General features: G+C 69.0%; 26 protein-coding genes and 1 pseudogene. 14 read left to right on the plus strand and 13 right to left on the minus strand.

Features of this window, described 5'->3' with window-relative positions:
• The coding region (locus AB0I73_RS05475) for a zinc ribbon domain-containing protein (protein ID WP_363034040.1) at nt 1-276 on the plus strand (276 nt) is incomplete at its 5' end.
• A 10-nt stretch (nt 277-286) separates the two neighbouring features.
• Nucleotides 287-424, plus strand: coding sequence for a hypothetical protein (locus AB0I73_RS05480; protein WP_363034042.1), 138 nt, complete (start codon nt 287-289; stop codon nt 422-424).
• Nucleotides 425-463: 39 nt separating this feature from the next.
• Here the strand turns inward: AB0I73_RS05480 and AB0I73_RS05485 are convergent, their stop codons facing one another.
• Nucleotides 464-601 (minus strand): DUF397 domain-containing protein, encoded by a 138-nt coding sequence (locus tag AB0I73_RS05485; RefSeq protein WP_363034044.1) that lies wholly within the window; start codon nt 599-601, stop codon nt 464-466.
• Nucleotides 558-1,472, minus strand: coding sequence for a helix-turn-helix transcriptional regulator (locus tag AB0I73_RS05490; RefSeq protein ID WP_363034282.1), 915 nt, complete (start codon nt 1,470-1,472; stop codon nt 558-560). The genes AB0I73_RS05485 and AB0I73_RS05490 overlap by 44 nt, the downstream gene beginning before the upstream one ends.
• A gap of 259 nt (nt 1,473-1,731) precedes the next feature.
• Here AB0I73_RS05490 and AB0I73_RS05495 point away from each other — a divergent pair, with 259 nt between their 5' ends.
• Entirely contained in the window at nt 1,732-3,189 is a 1,458-nt protein-coding gene (locus tag AB0I73_RS05495) for an FG-GAP and VCBS repeat-containing protein (RefSeq protein WP_363034046.1), read from the plus strand.
• 102 nt (nt 3,190-3,291) lie between these two features.
• On the opposite strand, the gene AB0I73_RS05500 is transcribed toward AB0I73_RS05495, so the two are convergent.
• From AB0I73_RS05500 to AB0I73_RS05510, 3 genes and pseudogenes are all read right to left on the minus strand, one after another.
• On the minus strand, nt 3,292-3,720 hold the full coding sequence (locus AB0I73_RS05500; protein ID WP_363034048.1) for a VOC family protein: 429 nt from the start codon (nt 3,718-3,720) through the stop codon (nt 3,292-3,294).
• 82 nt (nt 3,721-3,802) lie between these two features.
• Nucleotides 3,803-4,310: pseudogene (locus AB0I73_RS05505) on the minus strand (NAD(P)H-binding protein).
• A 60-nt stretch (nt 4,311-4,370) separates the two neighbouring features.
• On the minus strand, nt 4,371-5,351 hold the full coding sequence (locus AB0I73_RS05510) for an alpha/beta hydrolase (RefSeq protein ID WP_363034050.1): 981 nt from the start codon (nt 5,349-5,351) through the stop codon (nt 4,371-4,373).
• A 434-nt stretch (nt 5,352-5,785) separates the two neighbouring features.
• Here AB0I73_RS05510 and AB0I73_RS05515 point away from each other — a divergent pair, with 434 nt between their 5' ends.
• On the plus strand, nt 5,786-6,142 hold the full coding sequence (locus AB0I73_RS05515) for a zinc ribbon domain-containing protein YjdM (RefSeq protein ID WP_109379262.1): 357 nt from the start codon (nt 5,786-5,788) through the stop codon (nt 6,140-6,142).
• 758 nt (nt 6,143-6,900) lie between these two features.
• Nucleotides 6,901-7,500 (plus strand): hypothetical protein, encoded by a 600-nt coding sequence (locus AB0I73_RS05520; RefSeq protein ID WP_363034052.1) that lies wholly within the window; start codon nt 6,901-6,903, stop codon nt 7,498-7,500.
• A 212-nt stretch (nt 7,501-7,712) separates the two neighbouring features.
• On the opposite strand, the gene AB0I73_RS05525 is transcribed toward AB0I73_RS05520, so the two are convergent.
• Complete coding sequence (locus tag AB0I73_RS05525) at nt 7,713-8,030, minus strand: hypothetical protein (RefSeq protein ID WP_363034054.1); 318 nt, start codon at nt 8,028-8,030, stop codon at nt 7,713-7,715.
• Between the two features lie 880 nt (nt 8,031-8,910).
• Between AB0I73_RS05525 and AB0I73_RS05530 the strand changes: the two genes are divergently transcribed.
• Nucleotides 8,911-9,096 carry a hypothetical protein gene (locus AB0I73_RS05530; RefSeq protein WP_363034056.1) on the plus strand — a complete coding sequence of 62 codons (186 nt, stop codon included), beginning with the start codon at nt 8,911-8,913 and terminating at the stop codon, nt 9,094-9,096.
• Between the two features lie 1,146 nt (nt 9,097-10,242).
• Here the strand turns inward: AB0I73_RS05530 and AB0I73_RS05535 are convergent.
• Both AB0I73_RS05535 and AB0I73_RS05540 read right to left on the minus strand, forming a co-directional pair.
• The gene (locus AB0I73_RS05535) at nt 10,243-10,794 is read right to left on the minus strand and encodes a GNAT family N-acetyltransferase (RefSeq protein ID WP_363034058.1); all 552 of its coding nucleotides are present in this window, start codon (nt 10,792-10,794) and stop codon (nt 10,243-10,245) included.
• Complete coding sequence (locus AB0I73_RS05540; RefSeq protein WP_363034060.1) at nt 10,791-11,564, minus strand: GntR family transcriptional regulator; 774 nt, start codon at nt 11,562-11,564, stop codon at nt 10,791-10,793. Before AB0I73_RS05540 ends, AB0I73_RS05535 begins: the two co-directional genes overlap by 4 nt.
• Before the next feature lie 277 nt (nt 11,565-11,841).
• On the opposite strand from AB0I73_RS05540, the gene AB0I73_RS05545 reads away from it, so the two are divergent.
• From AB0I73_RS05545 to AB0I73_RS05560, 4 genes are all read left to right on the plus strand, one after another.
• Nucleotides 11,842-12,318: a hypothetical protein gene (locus AB0I73_RS05545; RefSeq protein ID WP_363034062.1), complete on the plus strand. Its 477-nt coding sequence runs from the start codon at nt 11,842-11,844 to the stop codon at nt 12,316-12,318.
• A 137-nt stretch (nt 12,319-12,455) separates the two neighbouring features.
• Nucleotides 12,456-13,154, plus strand: a complete 699-nt coding sequence (locus AB0I73_RS05550; RefSeq protein ID WP_363034064.1) for a hypothetical protein — start codon at nt 12,456-12,458, stop codon at nt 13,152-13,154.
• A 76-nt stretch (nt 13,155-13,230) separates the two neighbouring features.
• Nucleotides 13,231-13,473 (plus strand): helix-turn-helix domain-containing protein, encoded by a 243-nt coding sequence (locus AB0I73_RS05555; protein WP_242782150.1) that lies wholly within the window; start codon nt 13,231-13,233, stop codon nt 13,471-13,473.
• Between the two features lie 29 nt (nt 13,474-13,502).
• Entirely contained in the window at nt 13,503-14,738 is a 1,236-nt protein-coding gene (locus tag AB0I73_RS05560; protein WP_363034066.1) for a tyrosine-type recombinase/integrase, read from the plus strand.
• 78 nt (nt 14,739-14,816) lie between these two features.
• Here AB0I73_RS05560 and AB0I73_RS05565 read toward each other — a convergent pair whose 3' ends face one another.
• Nucleotides 14,817-15,578 (minus strand): phosphoglyceromutase, encoded by a 762-nt coding sequence (locus AB0I73_RS05565; protein ID WP_363034068.1) that lies wholly within the window; start codon nt 15,576-15,578, stop codon nt 14,817-14,819.
• A gap of 150 nt (nt 15,579-15,728) precedes the next feature.
• Here AB0I73_RS05565 and AB0I73_RS05570 point away from each other — a divergent pair, with 150 nt between their 5' ends.
• Entirely contained in the window at nt 15,729-17,009 is a 1,281-nt protein-coding gene (locus tag AB0I73_RS05570; RefSeq protein ID WP_363034070.1) for an MFS transporter, read from the plus strand.
• A gap of 32 nt (nt 17,010-17,041) precedes the next feature.
• Here AB0I73_RS05570 and AB0I73_RS05575 read toward each other — a convergent pair whose 3' ends face one another.
• The 3 genes from AB0I73_RS05575 to phoU form a co-directional block, all read right to left on the minus strand.
• Complete coding sequence (locus AB0I73_RS05575) at nt 17,042-17,293, minus strand: SCO4226 family nickel-binding protein (RefSeq protein ID WP_109379269.1); 252 nt, start codon at nt 17,291-17,293, stop codon at nt 17,042-17,044.
• Nucleotides 17,294-17,456: 163 nt separating this feature from the next.
• The gene (locus AB0I73_RS05580) at nt 17,457-17,618 is read right to left on the minus strand and encodes a hypothetical protein (RefSeq protein ID WP_363034073.1); all 162 of its coding nucleotides are present in this window, start codon (nt 17,616-17,618) and stop codon (nt 17,457-17,459) included.
• 127 nt (nt 17,619-17,745) lie between these two features.
• Nucleotides 17,746-18,447 carry a phosphate signaling complex protein PhoU gene (phoU, locus tag AB0I73_RS05585; RefSeq protein WP_363034075.1) on the minus strand — a complete coding sequence of 234 codons (702 nt, stop codon included), beginning with the start codon at nt 18,445-18,447 and terminating at the stop codon, nt 17,746-17,748.
• 269 nt (nt 18,448-18,716) lie between these two features.
• On the opposite strand from phoU, the gene AB0I73_RS05590 reads away from it, so the two are divergent.
• Nucleotides 18,717-20,105 (plus strand): ATP-binding protein, encoded by a 1,389-nt coding sequence (locus tag AB0I73_RS05590; RefSeq protein WP_363034077.1) that lies wholly within the window; start codon nt 18,717-18,719, stop codon nt 20,103-20,105.
• Entirely contained in the window at nt 20,102-20,782 is a 681-nt protein-coding gene (locus tag AB0I73_RS05595) for a response regulator transcription factor (protein WP_030403545.1), read from the plus strand. Before AB0I73_RS05590 ends, AB0I73_RS05595 begins: the two co-directional genes overlap by 4 nt.
• Before the next feature lie 125 nt (nt 20,783-20,907).
• On the opposite strand, the gene AB0I73_RS05600 is transcribed toward AB0I73_RS05595, so the two are convergent.
• Nucleotides 20,908-21,567 carry a DUF461 domain-containing protein gene (locus AB0I73_RS05600; RefSeq protein WP_363034079.1) on the minus strand — a complete coding sequence of 220 codons (660 nt, stop codon included), beginning with the start codon at nt 21,565-21,567 and terminating at the stop codon, nt 20,908-20,910.
• Between the two features lie 756 nt (nt 21,568-22,323).
• Here AB0I73_RS05600 and AB0I73_RS05605 point away from each other — a divergent pair.
• Nucleotides 22,324-22,806, plus strand: a complete 483-nt coding sequence (locus AB0I73_RS05605) for a CarD family transcriptional regulator (RefSeq protein ID WP_042168913.1) — start codon at nt 22,324-22,326, stop codon at nt 22,804-22,806.
• Nucleotides 22,807-22,964: the final 158 nt, after the last annotated feature.

Raw genomic sequence — 22,964 nt, forward strand, 5'->3', positions numbered from 1 at the left:
GTCGATCCGGCGTACACCTCCCGTACCTGCGCCGAGTGCGGGCACATCGACCAGGCGAACCGGGTGTCCCAGGCCCGGTTCGTATGCCGGTCCTGCGGATTCGTTGAGCACGCGGACCGGAACGGCTCCCGCAACATCCGTGCGAGAGCGTGGGAGTTGTGGCGACGCGGGGCCCCGTCAACGGCCCCCGCCCCGCTCCCGCGCCCGCGGGACGGGGCCGGACGCAAGCGCAGCACCACAGCCAGTGATGCCCGTTGTGCAAGCCCGTCGCTTTAGCGACGGGTAGTTGACGCCGCACCCCATGTGGGCCTCGCTCCCGGCCCTCCTGGACGCGACGGCCACCGCCCTGGAGACCGGCGAGATCGTGGACCGTCACCGCCGTGTGGTGGTCGACGGGACCGAACTGGACTGGGAGATCGTCTGAGCGTTCGGGACGCCACCGCGTGACCGGTGCCCAGCAGGCTCAGACCCGGCGCCGGTCGGTTTTCAACTCCCCTATGAACGCCGTCCAGGAGACTGCCCCGAAGGACAGGGCGGGACCGTGCGGGGCCTTGCTGTCACGGACGGGGACGACGCCGGGGAATCCGTCCGCCACCTCCACGCAGTTGCCGCCCTCCTGATTGCTGTAGCTGCTCTTGCGCCAGGCGGCGTCGTTCGGATCGGGACGGGACGTTCGCTCCACGGTGGTTGTCCTTCATCACGGATCGGATCATGCCGAGCGACATGAGCGGGGGCAGAGCTGCCGCCCGCAGTCGATCGTAGGTCAGGGAGAAGCTCCTCACCTCGTCCGGATCCTCGATGAGTTGGCCGTAGTGCGCCCCTTCCGTGTAGGCGACCTCCGAACCGTCCGGCAGGGTGAGGACCGTGAGCGAGCCACCCATGGCATCGTGTTCTCCCTGGTCGAACGGCATTACCTGCACGGTGATGTGAGATCCCGCCGCGGCTTCGAGCAGGCACGCCAACTGCTCGCGCATCACCGCCCGGCCACCGACGGGACGTCTGAGCACCGACTCGTCGAGGACCACCCACAGCTCGGGTCGATCAAGTGCGCCAAGGCGCTCCTGCCGTCCCACGCGGGCGGTGACCCGCTCTTCCAACTGCTCTTCACTGCCGAGCGTTCGGCCGACTTTCAGCACCGCCCGTGCGTAGTCCTCCGTTTGCAACAAGCCGGGGACCACATGAGCCGCGTACTCGCGGATGTCCACCGCCCGCTCCGAGTACGCCATGAACCTGCGTGACCAGTCCGGGAACGCCTCCCGGTACACGTACGGCCACAGGTCGACCAGCAGGTTGTCCGCGCCGAGCACGGCGTCCAGCGCATGCGCCAGCTCCAGCGTCGGCCTCGCCCCCGAGGCCTGCTCGATCTGGATGATCCGGGTGCCCGCCACGTGGGTCCTCACGCCGAGTTCGGCCTGGGTCAGTCCGGCCGCCGTACGGAGCTTGCGCACCCGTGAGCCGAACAGGGCGGCCATGGAGGCGCTGGGGTCAATTCCGTTGGCCAAAGCGTCACTTCCGTCCCTTACGAACCGAAAGGTAATGCTGCGTCACCTTCCGAGCGTAGGGCGATTCCGCGGCTCTCGAGTACGGAACGTGACGGATCGCGCGCAACAGGAGGCGTCCCGTGGGCGGAACGCGCCCTCCGTTTACAACCATTGGGCACGCGTACGCGTCCAAGATCGCAAGATCGCAGCTGCAGTCACCTGCGGAGCCCTTTCTGGACAACGGAGAGTCATGAGAACCTCACGCACCGCCCTCGCCACCGCGGTCGCCCTCGCGGCAGCGGTCTGCACCCCGCTCCTCACCGCCCCCACGGCGGCCGCGGCCCCCGCCAAGCTCGCCGACGACTTCAACGGCGACGGCCACCGCGACTTCGTCATGCTCGGCGGGACACACGGCAAGGACGGCCGGGTCACCGTCGTCTACGGCACGTCGACCGGCCCCGGCACGCGCGTCCAGACGATCCACCAGGACTCGCCCGGCATACCCGGCGCGGTGGAGGAGGGCGACAGCTGGGGGTTCGCCGCGACCAGTGCCGACCTCGACCGCGACGGCTACGCCGACCTGGTCGTCGCCTCTCCGGGTGAGGCGGTGGGCGACATCCGGATGCGCGGGGGACTGACCGTGGTGTGGGGCGGAGCCAAGGGGCTCGGCTCGGGCACCGTCTTCCACTCGCCCATCGCACCGGAGTACGCGGGCTCGGGCGACCAGTTCGGGCTGGACGTCGTGGCCGGCGACTTCGACGGCGACGGTGACCAGGACCTCACCGCGATCAGCGACAGTCGGGCCGGCGCGATCCTCCTCAAGGGCCCCTTCACCCGCGCCGGCGGAAAGAGCGGCTGGCAGTCCCTCGGCGGCGACTACGGCTACCTGCACGCCTCCCAGCTGGCGGCGGGCCGGGTCGACGCGGGCTCCGCCACCGACCTGTACATCCTCGGCGACGACCTCCAGGACGGCCGCGGCGACGTCGACCTGAGCGCCTACTTCCACCGCGGCGGCAGCTCCTTCGCCCGGCGCGCGCACGAGATACACGTACCGGACGACGGCGGCCACCAGCTCGGAGGCGGCCCCGTCACCGCCATCGGCGACTTCGACAAGGACGGCTACGGCGACCTCGCCATCGGCCGCGGATACGAGCAGCCGGACGGAGAACGCGGCTACGTCACGGTCCACTACGGCGGTTCCTCCGGCCCGAACACCTCACGCAAGCCGGTGAAGTTCACGCAGAACACGGCGGGCGTGCCCGGCTCCTCGGAGAAGGAGGACTACTTCGGCGCGTCCATCGCGGTCGGCGACGTCAACGGTGACGGATACGCGGACCTGGCCGTCGGCGCTCCGGGCGAGGACCTGGAGGGCAAGCGACAGGGCGGCATGGTCACGGTCCTGCTCGGCCGCGCGGGCGGCCTGTCCGGCACCGGGGCCAAGGCGTACCACCAGAACACCTCCGGCATCGCGGGCGCGGTCGAGAACAACGACTGCTTCGGCCAGAGCCTCAAGCTCACCGACTACACCCGCGACGGCCGCGCCGACCTGATCGTCGACACGAACGAGCAGCTGGACAACACCCGTTGGGGAATGGTCCACCTGCTGAAGGGTTCGAAGACCGGCATCACCGGCACCGGTTCGAAGACGTTCACGGTGAACTCGCTCAAGCTGTCGTACAAGAACCTCGGCGGCCCCTTCCCGCACTGACGGCCGAGGGCCGCCTGCAGCACGGCATCCGGCAGGCGGCCCGGCCCGAGTTCTAGGGAGCGGAGCACGGAGCAGAGCGCTGCCCGCCCGCCGCGGACGCGTTCACACGACGGGCTCGCCGATGCCCAGCAGGTTTCCCTCGCTGTCGCGGAACCAGACGGCGCGTTCGCCGCGGGCGCCCTTGCTCGGGTAGTTGCCCTCGATCTCGGCGATCCCGTCCTCCGCCGTCCGGAACCCCGGCAGGTCGACCACCTCGAACACCACGCCGCGCCGCCTCAGCTCCGCCACGACCGCTTCGATGTCGTCGACCTGCCACCCCATCTGCGTGAAGGTCCCGGACGCGGCCCCCGCCGACCGGAACACGGCGAACTCCGTACCGCCGCACCGGTACAGCAGCCCGCCCGGCCGCTCGTCGACGGGCTCCAGGCCGAGCTTCTCGGAGTAGAAACGCCGCGCCCGCTCCAGGTCCTGGGCCGGAAGCCTGGTCGCCACGCGTCCCCGGGCCAGAAGATTCCTGCCGTCCGCCTCCATGCCTCCCCACTGTGCCGTGACCGGCGGCCGATCGGACGGAGGGCAGGCAGGGCGGACGGGGGACCTGCGCCTCGGCGGGGACCTACGCCTTGAAGGCGTCCGTGTGCTCCACGGCCCACCGGGCGAAGGTACGGGCCGAGTGGCCGGTGACCTCGTTGACGGTGTCGACGACGGTACGGCCCACTTCGGGGGTGTTGCCGTACACCTCGAGCAAGAAGCCGACCACCTCCTCGGGCCGGCCCGCCGCCGTTCAGTACGGGGACCCGGCGTACGCCGGCCGCGCGGGCCCGGTCCAGGATGCGCGGGCCGGTCTCCAACGGGGCGAAGAAGGCCCCGCCGAAGGTGATCAGGTGGAGGCCGGTGACGCCCTCCAGGGCCGGTACCAGGCTGTCGGGTGCGGTCGGATCTCCCTGGACGACCTCGACCTCCGTCGGGAGGGCGGCCCGTGCCGGGTCCCGGGTGAGGGCGCGCACCGCGTGGCCGCGGGCGAGTGGTTCGGCGACGACCTGACGGTCGACGGTGCCGGTGGCACCGGTGACGAGGGTCTTCTGCGTTTTCTGTGTCTGCTGTGTCTGCTGTGTCTGCGCCATGGCACGACCGTAGGAAGCGTTGCGGTCAGATTCTGTCCGCACGGGTGCCGGAGGGGTGCGTCAGGCGGGCAGCGCGGTGAGCCAGTCGGTCAGGAGCCGGTTGACCTCGGCGGGGCGTTCCTGCTGGATCCAGTGGCCGCAGCCGTCGAGGAGGTGGGAGGAGACCAGGCCCGGCAGCGTGACCGGATACCTCTCGATCGCTTCGGCCAGCCAGGTGGCGGAGGCGTCGAGACCGCCGCCGATGAACAGGGACGGCTGGGTGACGGGGGCGCCGTCGAAGGCGGCGAGGTCCTCCCAGTCGCGGTCCATGTTCCGGTAGCGGTTGAGCGCTCCGGTGAAGCCGGTGCGTTCGAACTCTCCGGCGTAGACGTCGAGATCGCTCTCGCCGAGCCAGGTGGGCAGTCGGCCGACGGGGAACCGGTCGCGCATCCTCCCACCCCTGCTGACGAAGTGCGGGGCGGGGGCTCCGGGCGCGGGCATGGTGTCGGCGGACAGGGCCGCGTACAAGCCCGCGAGCCAGCCGCGTACATCGGGTTCGATCTCGGCCTCGGCGCGGCCCGGCTCCTGGAAGTACGAGACGTAGAACTCCTCGTCCCCACCCATCCGGGCGAAGACCTCGCTGGGGCGGGAGCCGCCGCGCGGGGTGTAGGGAACGCTCAGCAGTCCCACCGCGCGGAAGACGTCCGGTTTGAGCAGGGCGGAGTTCGCGGCGATGGGCGCGCCCCAGTCGTGGCCGACGACCACCGCCGACTCCTCGCCCAGGGCGTGCACCACCGCGACGTTGTCCTCCACCAGGGCGAGCATCCGGTACGCGTCCGTCGCGGCCGGCTTGGAGGAGCGGCCGTAGCCGCGGACATCGAGGGCGACCGCGCGGTAGCCCGCCGCCGCGAGCACCGGCAGCTGGTGCCGCCAGGAGTACCAGGACTCCGGGAAGCCGTGCACGAGCAGCACCAGCGGCCCGGTTCCCTGCTCCGCGAGGTGGATCCGGCCTCCGGGTGAGGCGATCGACCGGTGGGTGATCTCCGCGGCGTTCTGGTCCATGCGTTCTCCTCCAGGGCCGGTGGTCTCCTCTGGACCGATCATGCAAAAGAGTCGGCTGAGAGGACGAGCCCGTTTGCCGACACGGCAAACCCGGACAACGCCCGCTGGAACCTGCCCCTCTGGCAGTCGAGGAAACCCAGCCACGCTTCCCCAGAGCCCACCCGAGCCCGATCGGTTCCGAAGAGGAGACGGCCGACGGCCTCGAGCCCAAGGCCCAGCGTCCCGCCAGTGCCGTCCGGTCCCGGTGAGCGTACGCGCCCGGCGGCCGACCGCGCGGTGCATGGCGGAGCGGGGCCGGCCGTCGGCGTCGGGCGGGTCGGCCGAGCCGTGACCGCGCTGGTGGACGAGATCCTCCCAGGAGCCCGCAGCCACCTGCGGAAGGAGTACCCCGGGCTTGTTCGCCGGTCGTACTGATGTCTGGATACGCTCGCGAGATGATGGAGAACCTTCCCCCCTGCCCGAAATGCTCCTGCGAGTACACCTACGAGATGAATTCCCTCGTCGTGTGTCCGGAGTGCGCACACGAATGGGCCCCCGAGAGCGGCGCGGAGAACGAGGGCGCTGCCGTGGAGCGCGTCGTGAAGGACGCCGTCGGAAACGTGCTGCAGGACGGCGACACCGTGGTCGTCGTCAAGACGCTCAAGGTCAAGGGCAGCCCGACGGGCATCAAGGCCGGCACCAAGGTGCGCAACATCCGGCTGATCGACGGCGTCGACGGCCATGACATCGACTGCAAGATCGAGGGGTTCGGGGCGATGCGGCTCAAGTCCGGCGTCGTGAAGAAGGGCTGATTGACGGTGGCCGGCGGAGGGCGTCGATCACTGCTGATCCCTCGCCCTCCGGCAGGGCCACCCGGACGTCGGGAAAGCTCGCCGTGTGCGGTGCCGGGGCGGGAGCCCGTGCCCACGGGCATGACATACCTGTCCCATGGCGTGAGCACTTCGGCTGCCACTGTCCGAATGCCGCTCGGTCGAGCGCTCATGTGACACCCTCCCGCCGACTGCTCACGCTTTTCCACGAGGTGTCCGCCTCCGACCGCCCCGCAGCGTCGGGACCGCCGGCCGGTCCTCCCGTTCGGTCCGTTCGCGGCCGTCCAGCGGGTAGTCGCAGCCGCTCCGATGTCGACGCCCGTACGGAACGGGCGTGAGTGATCTGGTGACTGATGCGGCCCGCCTGAGTCGCAGCAGGGCCGGCCTCATCCGGAGAGGGGGCGCCGCGGTCCGCTCGGTCGGGACCGGGATACGGCCCGTCGCGATGGGAGCGCAAGCGCAGCGCTGAGCGGCAAGGCACCCTCTGTCTGCTTCTCCCCTTTCGGTCAGGTTTGCTCGTCATTTCACTTGACGGCTGACTTGGTTGCCGAAAGTGTCGTTGGGGCGGGTGGGTACCCTTTTGAATCTCGCATCATTTCTCTGCGCTTGCCACGTTCCGCCGGCGACGTGGGAGGATTCTTCTGCTGTTCCCTCAGCGGGAATTGAACGGGAGTTGAGTGATCGTTTTCGTGGTAGAGTTTCAATGAATTCGCAGGACGCCACGAAAAAAGGGGAATGGCGTGAACACCGAGAAGGTCACGGCTCGACGTCTTACGGCCGAAGAGGTTTCGGAGTTGAGTCTCCAGGACGGAATCTTCGTCTCGGCGGAGATGGACGGCCTTCCTCTCGACTGCTACGCCCCGGCTTCTCTCACGAAGCCGGGCAAGAATTTTGAGGGAGGGTCCTTCGCCGCGAGGACGATATTCGGTCAGGAGGTCAGTGTTCTCCCGGACAATGCCGAAGAGCCCGGGATCTGGGTTGCCGACGAGGCAGGTGAAGAAATCGAGGTTCTTCAGAATGCGGGCGTCCTCCTGAATCTCGCCCTCTTCGTACCCAACGGGAACAAGGAATCTCTGGAGGCGCTCTACTCCGCCGCCCGGGAAGCCTTCGGCGCGGGGATCGTTCAGCGCTGGAGCGAGGAGGTCGTCACGGTGCCGGATGTCAAGGTCGACTTGTTCGAGGAGCCGGCCCGGGGGCGGAAGAACGCGAACAGCCAGAACCGTGACCGCCGTGCCTTGGACATCTACCCGACTCGAGTGCGCTTCATGGAGCCCAGTGACGGCTGGAGGTTCGTTGTCGAACCGCACAAGGAGATCGTCGATGAGACACCGACGATCTGACCTGGTGGCAGGTTAGCCTCGGTCTTTCCCGGGAGCCCGTCAGCTTGCTGGCGGGCTCTTCTTCGTCTGTCGGGGTCAGCCGTTGATGTCGTTCACCCTGCGCGGCCTTGACGGATGCGACCCGTCGGGCACTCAAGCAGGCTGGGGAGGCAGCCCGGAGCTGTTCGCGCCGATGCCGGGGGAAGGTGTCGACGGCACGTCGGGGAAGTGTGTCACGCTTCTTCCAGGGCCTCCCCGAACTCGCGCAGCACTTTGCCGTGGCGGCTGCGGGCGAGTTCGTGCCCGACGCCTATGGCGAGAGCGATGGGCCACTCGATGAGTTCGAGCGCCGCGAGGAAGCCGAGGCCCGCGAGGAAGGCGAGCTGGTCCATGGGCGGCAGTTCGAGCCGACGGTCGCCTACGCGGACGGTCACCGTGTTGTTCGAGACGACGTGCTCAGCTGCGGCGCGGGGCCCGCTGGGCTTCGTGATCGGAATCGGCGCACCGGAAGGCGTGGTGCCGGGGCCCGTCCTGCTTGCTTGCGTGGTCATGTCATATTCCGTTTCATCGGCCGGTGCCGGGCATCCGCTCGATGTCCTTCTTCCACGCTAGCTCCGTATGGTCCGGTGCCCTGGCCCGGAAAGGCGTGTAACCGGATGCGGAGTGACGTGGTGGGACGCTGACCTGCGTGTTTCCGGTTCTACGCCTCGGTGCTCCTGGACGCGGGGGAGAACGTCGAGGACCTCGCCGCGTACCTGGGCCCCTCGGACCCGGGCCTGACGCCGCGGGTGTACGCGCACCTGATGCCGTTCAGCCAGGAGCGCACCGTAAGGCTGTGGCTGCGGTGTTCGCGAATAAGTTCGCCCAATAAGAGTCCCGTAGCAGCCTCTGCCATCGACGCAGAAGCGATAGTTACACGCAGATCGGCAGGCTTGGATAAGAGAGCTGAATAACAGCGACTGAATAGCTCCACCAATATATGGCGGATCGGATCGGCGCAATAGGTAACGGACTGAGGATCCCACGAGTGGGTGCATCGAGCTCTCCCCCGATCCTTCGCCCGGCCCCTCGGGGCGCAACACGCAGACAGAACCGCCTGATGCCACATCGGATGCCCTCTGTCGGGCTATGCTCGACCGCGATTCGGTCGAGCATAGCCCGACAGAGGGCATCTCTTCTTCTCTCGGCGGGCTGGCGCCACTTTCGTTGAATACCTTGAGCCGGCGTCCACCATCACGTGTACGGCGCTTCGACTGAGAAGCTCACGCGCCCCAGATGGGGGAATTCACCGGTCCGCACCGCTCTCGAACGGAAATTTGCGCCGAGGCGGTTTTTCTCAATAAGGTGCGCATGCATTTCAGGGCCGCTCCCGGGCAGGGGAGCGGCCCATCCCATCGATGCGTTTCGGTAGAGCACCCAACGGGAGAAACCATGCTCGCACGTCCGCTTCTCACCATCACCATCACCCCGAACCCGGCGTCGCTGCCGCTGCTCGGCGGCTCCGTGGCTTCTCTGCCTCTTTGGTCGCACGTCCCGCAGACCGCCGCCTGGGGCGTGGGCTTCCTGGTCGCCTTCCGGGTGCGCGTCCGACTGAGGCGCCACACCACCCAGGCCTGACGGCCCAGGCGCAGCAGTGAGCCCCCTACCGGCGAGAAAGTCGCGGGTAGGGGGCCTGGGGAGCGAAGGTTACTTCTTCTTGCCCTGGGTCTGGCGGGCCCGTTTTTTGCCCCTGGTCAGCGGGCCGCGCATCCCAACTGACCTGCGGCTGAGTGGTTGTTGTTGGTTGTTGTTGGTCATCCCCGGTCGTCCTCGGAGGGCCCAGAGTGGGCCCAGCGTGGACCCGTCGCCGTCGCCGTCGCCGTCGCCGTCGTATCCGAGTCATCGCGAGGAGAGCAGGAAGGACCGCCCTGCGGGCGGACGCCTTTCAGGAGCCTGAGCGCCGTCGAAGTACGGTCGGACGGCGCCCGCGCGCATTCCGTTTTCCCGGGGAGGCAGCGGGGGAGGTGCCAGGGAGGTAGGGAGTTCTCCCTGAGTGCCTCCCTGGGGTGCCTCCCTGTATCTGACCTGCGTAGATCAAGGATCAGGGAGGCGGGGAGGCGTGAAGGTCAGACCTGCCAAACCCCTTCCTGAGAGGTTCCGGCAGGGGGTGTCTCTGCCTCCCTGAAGAGCGCCGTCATGGATTCCGCTTGTGCTCGAAGAGCAAGAGGGAACGCCCTTCGGGCGGGTGACCTTCAGGCGCCTAAGCGCCGTGAGAGCTCCCGTCGGACGGCGGTTCTGCGGGCCCCTCTCCAGGGGCGTCCTTTCTTGGAAGGCCAACCGCGCCCGTCGGCGGCGCGGGGAAGACACGCAAGAGGAGCACCACGCGCCTGCCGGTGCTCTTCTTGCTGTTCTGGCGGCAACGCCGCCCTTGACGGTCGCGCCGCGCAGCGGCTCCTTCTTCAAGCTTGAGAGTCACCGCACCACTACAGACACCCCTTCTCTTGTCCTAAGAGAAGAGACGCTGCGTCACCTGCGGCGCCAAGGGCCGGGAAACGTCCCCTGACCTGCGATTAGAGGGGGTGACGCAGAGGGCGGCGGCTGCGTCATCCTGCGTCATCTGCGTCACTGGTGGCGCAGGCTGTTCGTCACCGATGACGCACTTCCAACGCTCTGCGTCATCAGAAACGTGCAGGTCAGAGGCGTGGGTGTCGCAGGTGTCACCGGTGACGCAGAAATCCGCACCTCGGACAGATGCGGCCGCCGTCCGGCGGGAGCGGCGGACTCTCAGGCAAGGGCAGGCGTCTCGTCCACGAACCCGTGGTCGGCCGGTTGGGTTGCACGCTGGGCCAGCCATCCAGAGACCCGAGGCCCACCGTTCACCGCGACGCCTTCACGAACGGTGCGCACGTGCTCAAAGCCCTGAGTGAGGTAGTAGCGCTGTAGTGCTTCGTTCGTCGTCCACGCATCGAGCCTGAGCCACTTCACGGAAGCCCTGAAAGCCCTGTCTCCTGCCCAGTCGAGAAGTCGCCCACCGAGGCTCTGCCCCGCGTGCGTGCGAGCCACCGTGAGCTTGTTGATGAACCACGAAGGCTCGCTGAGTTCCTGCTCGGTCCACAGCCCTTCCTCAGCGTCAGAGGTGAGCGTAATGGTGGCCGCAGTCGCCTCTCTGTCGCGCACCATGAACACGGTTCCCGCTTCGATCGTGGCCAACAGGCGGTCGGCCGGGTATGGGCGGCTCCACTGATCGGTACCGAGCTCGCTGAGCCAGGAAGCCGCCTCCTGCCGGAAGGCAAGCAGCTTGGGCAGGTCCTCTGGCAGGGCAGGAGTGATCTTCACTGAGGCTCGTTCTCGCTTCTGGCGGACAGGTCGCCGATCTCGTAGTTCATCCGGTTCAGGTCCGCCCTGAAGGTAGTGACCGTGCACCGGAGGGGCCGCTCTTGTGAGTAGCCAGTCCGTGTCCACAGCAACACCGGAACCCCTGTTCCGATCTCCAGTAGACGGGCCTCATCCGGCGTTGGCATACGAGCAGCAATCTCGTCGAAGTACCCGACCTGTTCGATTCCCAGGCCTGCCATGTAGCGAGTGGTTCCCTCGGCGATGTCACCAGGCTCCGTGAGCCTTGGGGCCTTGGACACAAGCCACTCCGGATAGTGCGTTGCCTGTGTCGACCATGGGACGTCATCCACGAACCGGTGACAGAAACGAAGAACCGCTGTAGAGCCCGCCTCCACCTTCAGCCGCTCTGCGACGTACTGCGGCGTCGTGGTCACCTCGACGCGGAAGGTTTGATGCGGCCGGCGCCCCGCGTTCGTCACGTCCGTCGTGTACGAGTCACCATTCTGCGGGAACGTCAGGTTCTCGAAGTGTGAGGCGTTCAGTTCGAACACCTCGTGCTTCCGCACCTCGTAGCCGAGTCCCTGACTCGACGAGATCAGCCCCTCGCCTGCCAGGAGCTTCAACCCAGCACGAACGGTGTTCCTAGAAGCGCTGAACCGCTCCTGAAGCTCGCTTTCTGAAGGCAGGCGCGCCCCCGGCGGGTATGTGCCGCCGACGATGTCACGGCGCAGGACATCGGCCACGTGGTGGTACTTCGGCTGCTTGCTCATGGGTCCATCATGACGCACTCGCTCAACTTGTTGGTACATGTTGGCGTGAACCCCTTGACGCTTGGCGTCCAGTGAAGGCAGCATCACAGTCAGCAACTTGTACCAACAAGTTGAGCAGGTGGTTCAACCGTGCTGCCTGCGGAAACACAAAGGCCCCGGCGGGGCATCCGGTGTTGGCGCACCGGACCCGCCAGGGCCCAAGCCCAAGAGCGGCGCTCGCGGCCAAGCAAAGCCGCCGCTCTCTGACCCTCGAAGGGGTATCTCCATGATGCCTGAGATGACCGCGACCGTGCCCGGCTTGACGGCTCCTGAGCGGACCGTGGCGCTGTACGCCTCGGACATGCCGGGCCAGCAGGGCCATTGGGCTCCGGAGCAGTTGGCCGTGTGGATCGTGCAGGGTGCCGAGCGGATCGGCACGGCCGAGCTGAGGCGGCTGGCCGAGTTCTTCCACGGGTTCTTCCTGCTGGAGATGGACGGCATGGTGACGCCAGCGCTGCTGGCTCGCCATGAGCAGTGCTTCCCGGACATGAGCCGTCTGGACGCGGCGAACAAGTCGGCGGCGCTGAGCGTGCGGGTGCACGGGATGAGCGAGACCGCCCGGACCCGGAACGGGGCAGCGTCGATGGACGACTGCCCGTGCGGGGGGACCGGCACGATCGACATCGACGACCCGGACCCGGACCTGTCCTTCTCGCTGTACTGCCCGGTTCACCAGACGGCCACCGCTCTGCGCATCCGGGCGGGTGTCCGATGACCGTTCCGGGACCGCTGGGCGCGCTGTACGCCCGTGTGACGGCTCCGGCCGCTCCCGCCGTGCCTCTGGTGCGGCGGGAGCGCCGCCGCGCGGCTGAGGCTTTCCCCACGGTCCCCATCCGAGGGCTTGAGCTGACGATGGGGGAGGTTGCCGCCGCCCTGTTCGAGACGGGTGCCGACGAACTCACCCTTCCGGTGCCCGACACCGACACCCTCTATGACGCTCTCAACGGCGCCGTGCGCATGCTGGGTCCGGCAGGGATCGCCGAAGTCATCGACCACTTCGCCGCGTTGGACAGTGCCGAGTTTCCCGAGGTGGGTGCCTGCCGTCAGTTCGCCTACAGGCTTGCCCTGTCGTTCTGGTACGCCGAGGCCCGCTCGCGGCCGATGACGGTGGGCGAGGCGGCTGTGGCTCTGTACCTGTCGCCTGCCTACCGGCATCAACAGGTCGACGCGGTCACCGTGCGGCGGGCGCCGCTGCTGGTCTTGCGTGCGATCCGGCAGGGCGCAGCCCTGGTACCGGTGGAAACCCTTATGCGCCTTGGAGAGGCCATGGGGCGCGATTTCGCAGCCCCCGCGCTGACCTGCGTGACGCCCGGCGTCACGGGCGCGTCACGCCCCGGCGTCACGCCCACCGCGTCAGGCCATGACTGGCTGTACCGGCAGGCCCTGCCGGACCGGCACCGTCGCCGGTTTTGCTTCGACCTGATGCGCTCCGACACGCGCCAGCCCTCCCCGCTCATCGTCCGGTTGGACGGCGGCGGCTACGCGGTCGGAGCCACCCCGCCGGCCGGACCGGACGGCACCTGGCGCCGCGCGCTGCGGGCGGAGTGGTAGCCGTGCCCATCGCGCAGCGGTCTACCCCCGACCTGCCCGAATCGACCCCGAACCACTCGATCGAAAGGACGGCGGCATGACCGCACTCCGGAACCAGTCGACCGACCCGCGTGCCGTCCTCCGTGGCGGACTGCCAGAGCGCTACCTCACCCCGGAAGACCTGGTCACGATGTTCAGCCTCCCGAGTGTCGAGACCGTCTACGCCTGGCGCCGCAAGCGTCTTGGACCGCCCGCGATCCGCATCGGCAAGTACCTGCGCTACGACCCCGCCGTCGTCCACGCGTGGGCCCAGCAGCAGACCGACCACGACGCCGCCTGAACACTCGGCCCTGAAGGGACAGCCTGTCGATGGCAGGAAGCATCCAAGACCGCTGGTTCAAGACCACCACCGACGCCAACGGCAAGGCCGTCCGCGTCAAGACCGACCGTCACGGCAAGGGCATGCGCTACCGGGCCCGCTACTTCACGCCCGACGGGAAGCGGAAGGGCAAGTCCTTCCCCGACGGACAGAAGCGCCTCGCCGAGCAGTGGCTGAGCAGCATCACGGCGGACGTGGCCCGCGGCGACTTCATCGACCCGAACGCGTCGCGTACGACGTTCCAGGAGTTCGCCGAGAAGTGGCTTGCGAGCCAGAGCGGCGACCCGAACACCCGGGCGTCGATGGACTCTCAACTCAGGCTGCATGCCTTCCCGCGCATCGGGGCGCGTCAGCTCGGGTCGTTCCAGCCGAGTCACATCCGGGAGTTCGTGACGCAGCTCGAAGCGTCCGGCATGTCCGGCGCGTACGCCCGTGTGATCTTCTCCAACGTCCGCGCCGTGCTGTCCGCAGCAGTCGAGGACGGGTGCCTGCGCCGCAATCCCTGCAACTCGCGCACGGTGATGCCTCCCGAGCTGGGGACGCGTCGTGTCGTCCCCTGGCCGCCAGAGCGAGTCTTCGCGATGCGGGCCGCCATGGTTGAGCGCTTCCGGCCCATGGTCGACGTGGGTGCCGGCTGCGGCCTGCGGCAGGGCGAGATCCTGGGTCTGTCCGTGGATGACCTGGACTTCGAGGGCGGCACCCTGAACGTGGTGCAGCAACTGAAGCTGAGTCTCAGCAAGCCCGTGTTCGCGCCGCCGAAGGGCGGCAAGCTCCGTGACGTACCTCTGCCGGACCCCGTGGCGGAGGCGCTCAAGGAGCACATGGAGCGCTTCCCGCCTGTCGAGATCACGTTGCCGTGGATGCGAGCGAACGGCCAACCCGTGACCAAGCGGCTTATCTTCAGCGGGCCCAACGGCGGCCACGTCTGGCGTACGTCGCTGAACGAGGACCACTGGAAGCCCGCCCTGGCGAAGGTCGGTGTCATCCCGCAGGCCAAGAGCCGTGAGCATGCCGCCGCTCGCGAGCACGGCATGCACGCCCTGCGGCACTTCTATGCATCCGTTCTGCTGGATGCCGGGGAGAGCATCAAGGCCCTTGCCGAGTACCTCGGACACTCCGACCCGGGCCTGACCCTGAAGGTGTACGCGCACCTCATGCCCAGCAGTCGGGAGCGTGCCCGGAGGGCCCTCGGCCAGGCACTCCGACCGCAGGACCCGGAGGACTGAGGGCCCAGAGTGGTCCCAGGCCGTGAAACTGCCTCCCATCCGCGCCGTATGCGCAGGTGGGAGGCATGATCATTGGGTCTACTTCTTCTTGCCCTGGTTCTTGACCGCCTCGATGGCGGCCGCGGCCGCGTTCGGGTCGAGGTAGGTGCCGCCGGGGTTGACCGGCTTGAAGTCGGCGTCGAGTTCGTAGGAGAGGGGGATGCCCGTCGGGATGTTCAGGCCCGCGATGTCGGCGTCGGAGATGCCGTCGAGGTGCTTGACCAGGGCGCGCAGGCTGTTGCCGTGGGCGGCGATCAGGACCGTGCGGCCGGCCAGGAGGTCGGGGACGATCGAGTCGAACCAGTACGGGAGCATCCGGACGACGACGTCCTTCAGGCACTCCGTGCGCGGGCGCAGCTCCGGCGGGAGGGTCGCGTAGCGCGGGTCGTGGAACTGGGAGTACTCGGCCTCGGTGTCCAGCGGGGGCGGCGGGGTGTCGTAGGAGCGGCGCCACAGCATGAACTGCTCCTCGCCGAACTCCGCGAGGGTCTGCGCCTTGTCCTTGCCCTGGAGGGCGCCGTAGTGGCGCTCGTTCAGGCGCCAGCTGCGGCTGACCGGGATCCAGAGGCGGTCGGCGGCCTCCAGCGCCAGCTGCGCGGTGCGGATGGCGCGCTTCTGGAGGGACGTGTGGACCACGTCGGGCAGCAGGCCGGCTTCCTTGAGCAGCTCACCGCCGCGCGTCGCCTCCTTCTCGCCCTTCGGAGTGAGGTTGACGTCCACCCAGCCGGTGAACAGGTTCTTCGCGTTCCACTCGCTCTCGCCGTGGCGGAGGAGGATCAGCTTGTACGGTGCGTCGGCCATGGGTCCGAGCGTAATCGAAGCCGCGAGCGAGCCGTGCCCCCGCTCGACGGGTGGACGGCCGGCGGGACCCGTTAATCGAGTGGTGGACTCCTCCGGTTCCTTTGTAAGGTGTGCTCGCCGTTTCAGGTGCTTACCCCGGGGGGTCGCGTGGTGTCCGTCGTCCGTGTCCGGCGTGCGGTGCGGGAGACCGTGTCCGGGTTGCCCCCGGCGTTCTGGTGGCTGTGGACCAGCACCCTCGTCAACCGGCTCGGTGCCTTCGTCGCCACCTTCATGGCGCTCTACCTCACCCTCGACCGCGGCTACTCCGCCACCTACGCCGGCCTCGTCGCCGCCGTGCACGGCCTCGGCGGGGTGATCTCCTCGCTGGGCGCCGGGGTGATGACCGACCGGATCGGCCGGCGGCCCACGCTGCTCATCGCGCAGGCCTCCACCGCCGTGTCCGTGGCGGCCCTCGGCTTCGTGCGCGACCCCGTCTCCATCGCCGCCGTCGCCTTCCTCGTCGGCATGGCCAGCAACGCGTCCCGGCCCGCAGTCCAGGCGATGATGGCCGACATCGTCCGGCCCGAGGACCGCATCCGCGCCTTCTCCCTCAACTACTGGGCCATCAACCTAGGCTTCGCCGTCTCCGCCACGGCCGCCGGGTTCATCGCCGAGTACAGCTACCTCGCCGGGTTCCTCATCGAGGCTGCGATGACCATGGTGTGCGCCGTCGTCGTCTTCGTGAAGCTCCCCGAGTCGAAGCCCGTGCGGAGCGCCGAGGAGGCGCGGGAGGACTCCGTGGGGCTGGGGACCGTCCTGCGGGACGGGCGGTTCATGGGGGTCGTCGGGCTCTCCTTCCTCGTCGCGCTGATCTTCATGCAGGGGTCCGTCGGACTGCCCGTCGCGATGGGCGCGGCCGGGTTCACCCCGGCCGACTACGGCATGGCCATCGCGGTCAACGGTGTGCTGATCGTCGCGCTGCAGATCCCGGTGACCCGGTTCATCGAGCACCGGGACCCCGGACGGCTCCTGGTGATCTCCTCGCTCCTCGCCGGGTACGGCTTCGGCCTCACCGCCTTCGCCGGATCGGTCGGCCTCTTCGCCCTCACCGTCTGCGTGTGGACGCTCGCCGAGATCGTCAACGCGCCCACCCAGACCGGGCTGGTCGTCCAGCTGTCGCCGGCCCACGGACGCGGGCGCTACCAGGGCATGTACACCATGTCCTGGGCCGTCGCCGCGCTGGTCGCCCCGCTGATGTCGGGGTTCGTCATCGACCGGTTCGGGGCGCGGTGGCTGTGGGGCCTGTGCGCCGTCATCGGCACCGTGGCCGGACTCGGGTACGGGCTGCTGATGCGCCGCCTGGCGGCCGAGGAGACCGCGACCGCCGCGGGGAAGGCCGACGGGGGCAAGGCCGACGGGATGCAGCAGACGCCGGAGGTCAGTGCTCCCTGAGGGGCGCCGCCTCCGGCGGGGGTCGGGTCCGCCTACTGCACCGACAGCGGCACCGCGTGGATCTCGTCGGCCTTGTGGCCGGTGCGCTCGTGAACGCGTTGCACCGCTTCGGCGGAGGGTGCCTCCGAGAGGCAGTAGATCGTGCCGGACTCCGGGTCCGCCCAGGACTGCCGGAAGTAGACGCTCTCTTCCTCCTGTATCGCGAGGTCGGCCTCATGCGCCTGCCGCAGCTGGTCCGCCGTGATGCCCTGCATGCCGTGGTGGATGTCCATGAACTGGGTCACGGCCTCGCACCTCCTTCCCACTCCGGGCCGTACGTACCGACTCGGGGCGTACGTACTTCCATGCTGCGCCCGCACCGGCCGCCCGGCATGCCGAAGGCCCCGGCGGTCGCCGGGGCCTTCGGGACGGGTGGTGCACCGAGCGACGGGCAACCAGTGGGCGTGCTCAGCACTGGCAGGGGCTGCCCGACTGGCAGCCACAGCTGCAGCCGGAGCCGCAGCCGCACGCGGCGACCAGGGTCAGGCTCCTGATCTCGGCGGGCTGCTCCGTCTCCCGCTCCTGCGTGGGATCGGGCGTCGTGCCGGGGGAGCTGGGGGAATCGGCCATGGGTCCCTCCTCGAGACTGGCGCCGTGCCTGTGCCCATTGGATGCCCGTTCCAGCGGGCGCATCAACGGCGCATTGGGGCTCATGCGCGCCCTCGGCCGATCCCCGCGCTCCCTTCACGCCGTCCGGTCAGGCCTCCTGAGCCCCCGGCACCGGCTGGATGTCGGGCTGGATGTCCGGCTGGATCTCGTCCGCGTGCTCGCCCGTGACCAGGTAGACCACCCGCTTGGCGACCGAGACCGCGTGGTCGGCGTAGCGCTCGTAGTAGCGGCCCAGCAGCGTCACGTCGACGGCCGTCTCGATGCCGTGCTTCCAGCGGTCGTCCATCAGGTGCTGGAAGAGGGTGCGGTGCAGCAGGTCCATCTCGTCGTCGTCCTGCTCCAGCTGGAGCGCCAGGTCGACGTCCTTGGTGATGATCACCTCGGCCGCCTTGGCCATCAGGCGCTGGGCCAGCTGGCCCATCTCCAGGATGGTCGCGTGCAGGTCCTGCGGGACCGCACGCTCCGGGAAGCGCAGCCGGGCCAGCTTCGCCACGTGCTGCGCCAGGTCGCCGGACCGCTCCAGGTCGGCCGACATGCGCAGCGAGGTCACGACGATCCGCAGATCGGTCGCCACCGGCTGCTGCCGCGCCAGCAGGGCTATGGCACGGGCCTCCAGGTCGTGCTGGAGCTGGTCGACCTTCTGGTCGCCCTCGATCACGTGCTCGGCGAGCTTCAGGTCGGTGTCGAGGATGGCCGTCGTGGCGCGCCCGATCGCCGACCCGACCAGCCGGGCCATCTCCACCAGACTGTCGCCGATCGAATCCAGTTCCTCGTGGTACGCGTCCCGCATCAGGGTTCCTCTCGTGCGTCTACTCGGGGCTTCGGGAGCCGGGCTCCCGCGGGGTTCCGGGGCGGGTGCTCCGCCACGCAGTCGACGGCGCGAACCCCGCGCGACCGACGGTGCGAAACCCCACGCTCCCACGCTCCGATCCTTACGCGTCCGGCTCCGCCACCCCAAATGAACCATCCCTGGCTCCGAGGTGAACTCTGGGCGACGAGTGTTCGAGCTTGCCCTCTCGTGGCTGTGGCCACCGGTCGGCGCATGCCTAACCTGGACACATGGACGTGAACGCGGCGGTCGCCGCAGCGGCGGCGATCGCCGGAGTGCTCACCGGCGCCTTCGCCGTGCTGGCGTTCCGCTTCAGTGAGCGCGAACAACGGCGCCCCACACGTTCCTCGCTGCACACGGAGCCGGTGCTTCCGCCGGGCGTGGACACCGTGCTCTCCGTACTGCGCTCCTCCGCCGTCGTCCTGGACGAGGCGGACGGCGTGGTCAAGGCCAGCTCCGCCGCGTACGCCCTCGGGCTGGTCCGCGGCGGCAAGCTCGCCGTGGAACCCATGCTGCAGATGGCCCGCGCCACCCGGCGGGACGGCGAGATACGGCAGGTCGAACTGGATCTGCCCCGCCGCGGCACCGGGCGCGGCGAGGCCCTCGCCGTCTCCGCGCGGGTGGCGCCCCTCGGCTCCCGGCTCGTACTGCTGCTCGTGGAGGACCTCACCGAGGCCCGTCGCATCGAGGCGGTACGGCGCGACTTCGTCGCCAACGTCAGCCATGAGCTCAAGACCCCCGTCGGCGCGCTCTCCCTGCTCTCCGAAGCCGTCATGGACGCCTCCGACGACCCCGAGGCCGTGGAGCGCTTCGCCGGCCGGATGCAGGGCGAGGCCACCCGCCTCACCAATCTGGTGCAGGAGCTCATCGACCTCTCCCGCGTCCAGAACGACGACCCGCTCGAGGACGCCGAACCCGTCACCGTGTACGAACTGGTCGCCGAGGCCGTCGACCGCTGCCGCCACGCGGCGGGCACCAAGCAGATCACCATGGCCTCGAACGTGTGGGCGCCCGGCGGGCTCGAAGGGACCGAGGGGTCCGAAGGGCTCGCTCAGGAGGGCGGTGAGCACCAGCCGAGCGCCGCCGACCTGCGCGTGTGGGGCAACCGCGGCCAGCTCGCCGCAGCCCTCGGCAACCTCGTCGAGAACGCCGTCAACTACTCACCCGCCCGCACCCGCGTCGGCATCGCGGCCCGCAGGGTCGCCCAGCCGGGCGGGGACCTGATCGAGATCGCCGTGACCGACCAGGGCATAGGGATCTCCGACAAGGAGAAGGAGCGCGTCTTCGAGCGCTTCTACCGCGTCGACCCGGCCCGCTCCCGTGCCACGGGCGGTACCGGTCTGGGCCTCGCGATCGTCAAGCACGTGGCCGCCTCGCACGGCGGGGAGGTCACGGTGTGGAGCGCCGAAGGCCAGGGCTCCACGTTCACCCTGCGGCTCCCCGAGGCCGCCGCGGCCCCCACCCGCGGCAGCGGCCTCGGCGGCCCCCCGTCGTCCCACCAGGACGACCCCGAAGGCCTCGACGAGGCCGGACGGTCCGCTTCCGCATCCCCCCGATCCCCCCACGCTTCCGATTCATCCGCGTACGAAACGCTTCCCTCCCCGGAGGTCCTTCCGTGACCCGAGTGCTCGTCGTCGAGGACGAGGAGTCCTTCTCCGACGCCCTGTCGTACATGCTCCGCAAGGAGGGCTTCGAGGTCGCCGTCGCGGCCACGGGGCCCGACGGCCTCGACGAGTTCGAGCGCAACGGCGCCGACCTCGTCCTCCTCGACCTGATGCTGCCCGGCCTGCCGGGCACCGAGGTGTGCCGCCAGCTGCGCGGCCGTTCCAACGTCCCCGTCATCATGGTGACCGCCAAGGACAGCGAGATCGACAAGGTGGTCGGCCTGGAGATAGGCGCCGACGACTACGTCACCAAGCCGTTCTCCTCGCGCGAACTGGTCGCCCGTATCCGCGCCGTGCTGCGCCGCAGGGGCGAGCCCGAGGAGGTCGCCCCCGCGGCCCTGGAGGCCGGCCCGGTCCGCATGGACGTCGACCGGCACGTGGTCACCGTGGGCGGCACCAAGGTCGACCTGCCGCTCAAGGAGTTCGACCTGCTGGAGATGCTGCTGCGCAACGCCGGGCGCGTGCTGACCCGGATGCAGCTCATCGACCGGGTCTGGGGCGCCGACTACGTGGGCGACACCAAGACCCTCGACGTCCACGTCAAGCGGCTGCGCGCCAAGATCGAGCCGGACCCGGGCGCGCCGCGCTACCTGGTGACGGTCCGGGGGCTGGGCTACAAGTTCGAGCCCTGAGACCCCGGCCCGGCCACGGGCGGCCGTTGCCCGGCACCCGTGGCCGGCACTCGTCGGTACGACGGTGGGCGGGACCCCTGCGCAGGGGTCCCGCCCACCGTCGTGTGCGGCTGTGCCGCCGGTGCTCAGTCGCCGGCCGACTGGCTGGCCGAGGCCGCGTCGGACGGGGTGTCCGCCGGGGCGTCGGAGCTCTCGGCCCCCTCGGTCGCGGAGTCGCCCGGCGTGCCGGAGGCTTCCGCCGACGGCTCCGTCGAGGTGCCCGGCGCGGCCGGGATCTCGCTCGGGCCCCACTCGCTGAAGAAGCTCTCGGCGGGGTGGACGAGCGCGCGCAGGCTCACGTCACCGGTCTCGCTGAAGGTGAACGTGACCGGCTGCGCGTTGCCGTCCTGGACGGCCTCACGGCTGCTGGGCAGGACGGCGGAGGCGTTGCCCGCGCCGCCGATGATGAGCGAGCCGCCGGCCGGGACGGTCAGGCTGCCGCCCTTGGCGGGGGTGAGCGCGACGGTCTTGCCGGTGCCGGGGAGGGTGATCGACTCCAGCGTCTGGTCGCTGCGGCCCTCGTTGAACAGGGTCGCGGCGACGACGGCGGGGCCCGTGGACTCGCGGTCCGGCTGGGTGACGACGATGGCGTTCTGGACCTTGATGTCGCCCACGCTCGTCGCGGCGTTGTCCGGCTGGATCTGCAGGGACTGGGCGTTGTTGCCGGATGTGCACGCGGAGAGCGAGGCGATGGAGAACGCGATGGCGGCGGCGGCGATGGCGCCGCGTCGAAGGCTGCTGCTCACGGCGGCGGCAACTCCTTGACTCGAGCGAGCGGCGGCGACCGGTTCGGCCGCCTTCAAATGTCTGTCAGCGGCCTCAGGCTATCGAGCCGTTCTCGCGTGCCCGCACCCGACCCTCCCTGAGAGGACCGCCGTTCCCCCGGAAGGCGCGCGCGGACCGCGGCCGTCACTCGATCACCGGCCGTTTTCACAGGCGTCTGCGGGGTCGTGGACGACCCACGGACGCCTTCCCCGCGGACGACGCCGCAGAGGACGCCGGGGGTGACTCGCGTAAGTGACTCGCCGGTTACTTCGGTCACGTACTCCTCCGACATTCACATAAGTGCGGTCGGGATCGTCCGCGGCACCTTCTCGGAGTGGCGCATATTTCGTGAAGGAATGCGGCGGCGGACCGGGAAATGCCGGGGCGGTCCGGAAATTGATCACCGGCCGCTCGTCCCGGAGGGCGTGTTGATCAATTCCGGATTCGGCCGGAACCCTGTCGCGCACACCGAACGGAGTAGCGGAAGTCGAGCGCTTGGGGGTGGACATATGGGGACGTTTGGCCGCCTGCGGGGGTCTTCGGATGCGTGTAACGTACGCGTTTCACTTGCCCCGAAGGGCCCCTCCGACCTGCGAATACGTGCTTCCGCTCAGTGGTCGCAGCACGTTCCCGATGCTGTTGTCAAGCCCCGAGAATGGCCCTGACCTGCGAAAACGTCATTCAGAACACGCCGTATCCGTGTTACCCTGGATAGCCACGGAAGGGGTACCTGTCACATGACGTTCAAGGTTGGCGACACCGTGGTCTATCCCCATCACGGGGCCGCGCTGATCGAGGCTATCGAAACTCGCCAGATCAAAGGCGTGGACAAGACCTACTTGGTGCTGAAGGTCGCCCAGGGTGACCTGACGGTGCGTGTGCCAGCGGACAATGCGGAGTTCGTCGGCGTGCGTGATGTGGTCGGTCAGGACGGGCTGGACCGGGTCTTCGAGGTGCTGCGCGCACCGTACGCCGAGGAGCCCACGAACTGGTCCCGTCGCTACAAGGCAAACCTGGAGAAGCTCGCTTCGGGCGATGTCATCAAGGTCGCGGAAGTCGTGCGTGACCTGTGGCGCCGCGAGCGTGAGCGCGGACTCTCCGCCGGTGAGAAGCGCATGCTCGCCAAGGCGCGCCAGATCCTGGTCAGCGAGCTCGCCCTCGCGGAGAAGACCAACGAGGACAAGGCCGAGGCTCTCCTCGACGAGGTTCTCGCCTCGTAAGGCGAGACGGACGAGGCAGGCGGAGCTTCACGTCGCCAGTACGTACATCGAAGTGCGTCGAAATGCCGCGGTGCCCGATGACGGATGTGATGTCGCCGGGCGCTGCGGCATGTCCGTCCCCGGGCGGCACCCGTACTCCGCAGCCGGTCCGTGCGCCG

This window comes from Streptomyces sp. NPDC050388, assembly GCF_040655635.1.
Taxonomy (GTDB): domain Bacteria; phylum Actinomycetota; class Actinomycetes; order Streptomycetales; family Streptomycetaceae; genus Streptomyces.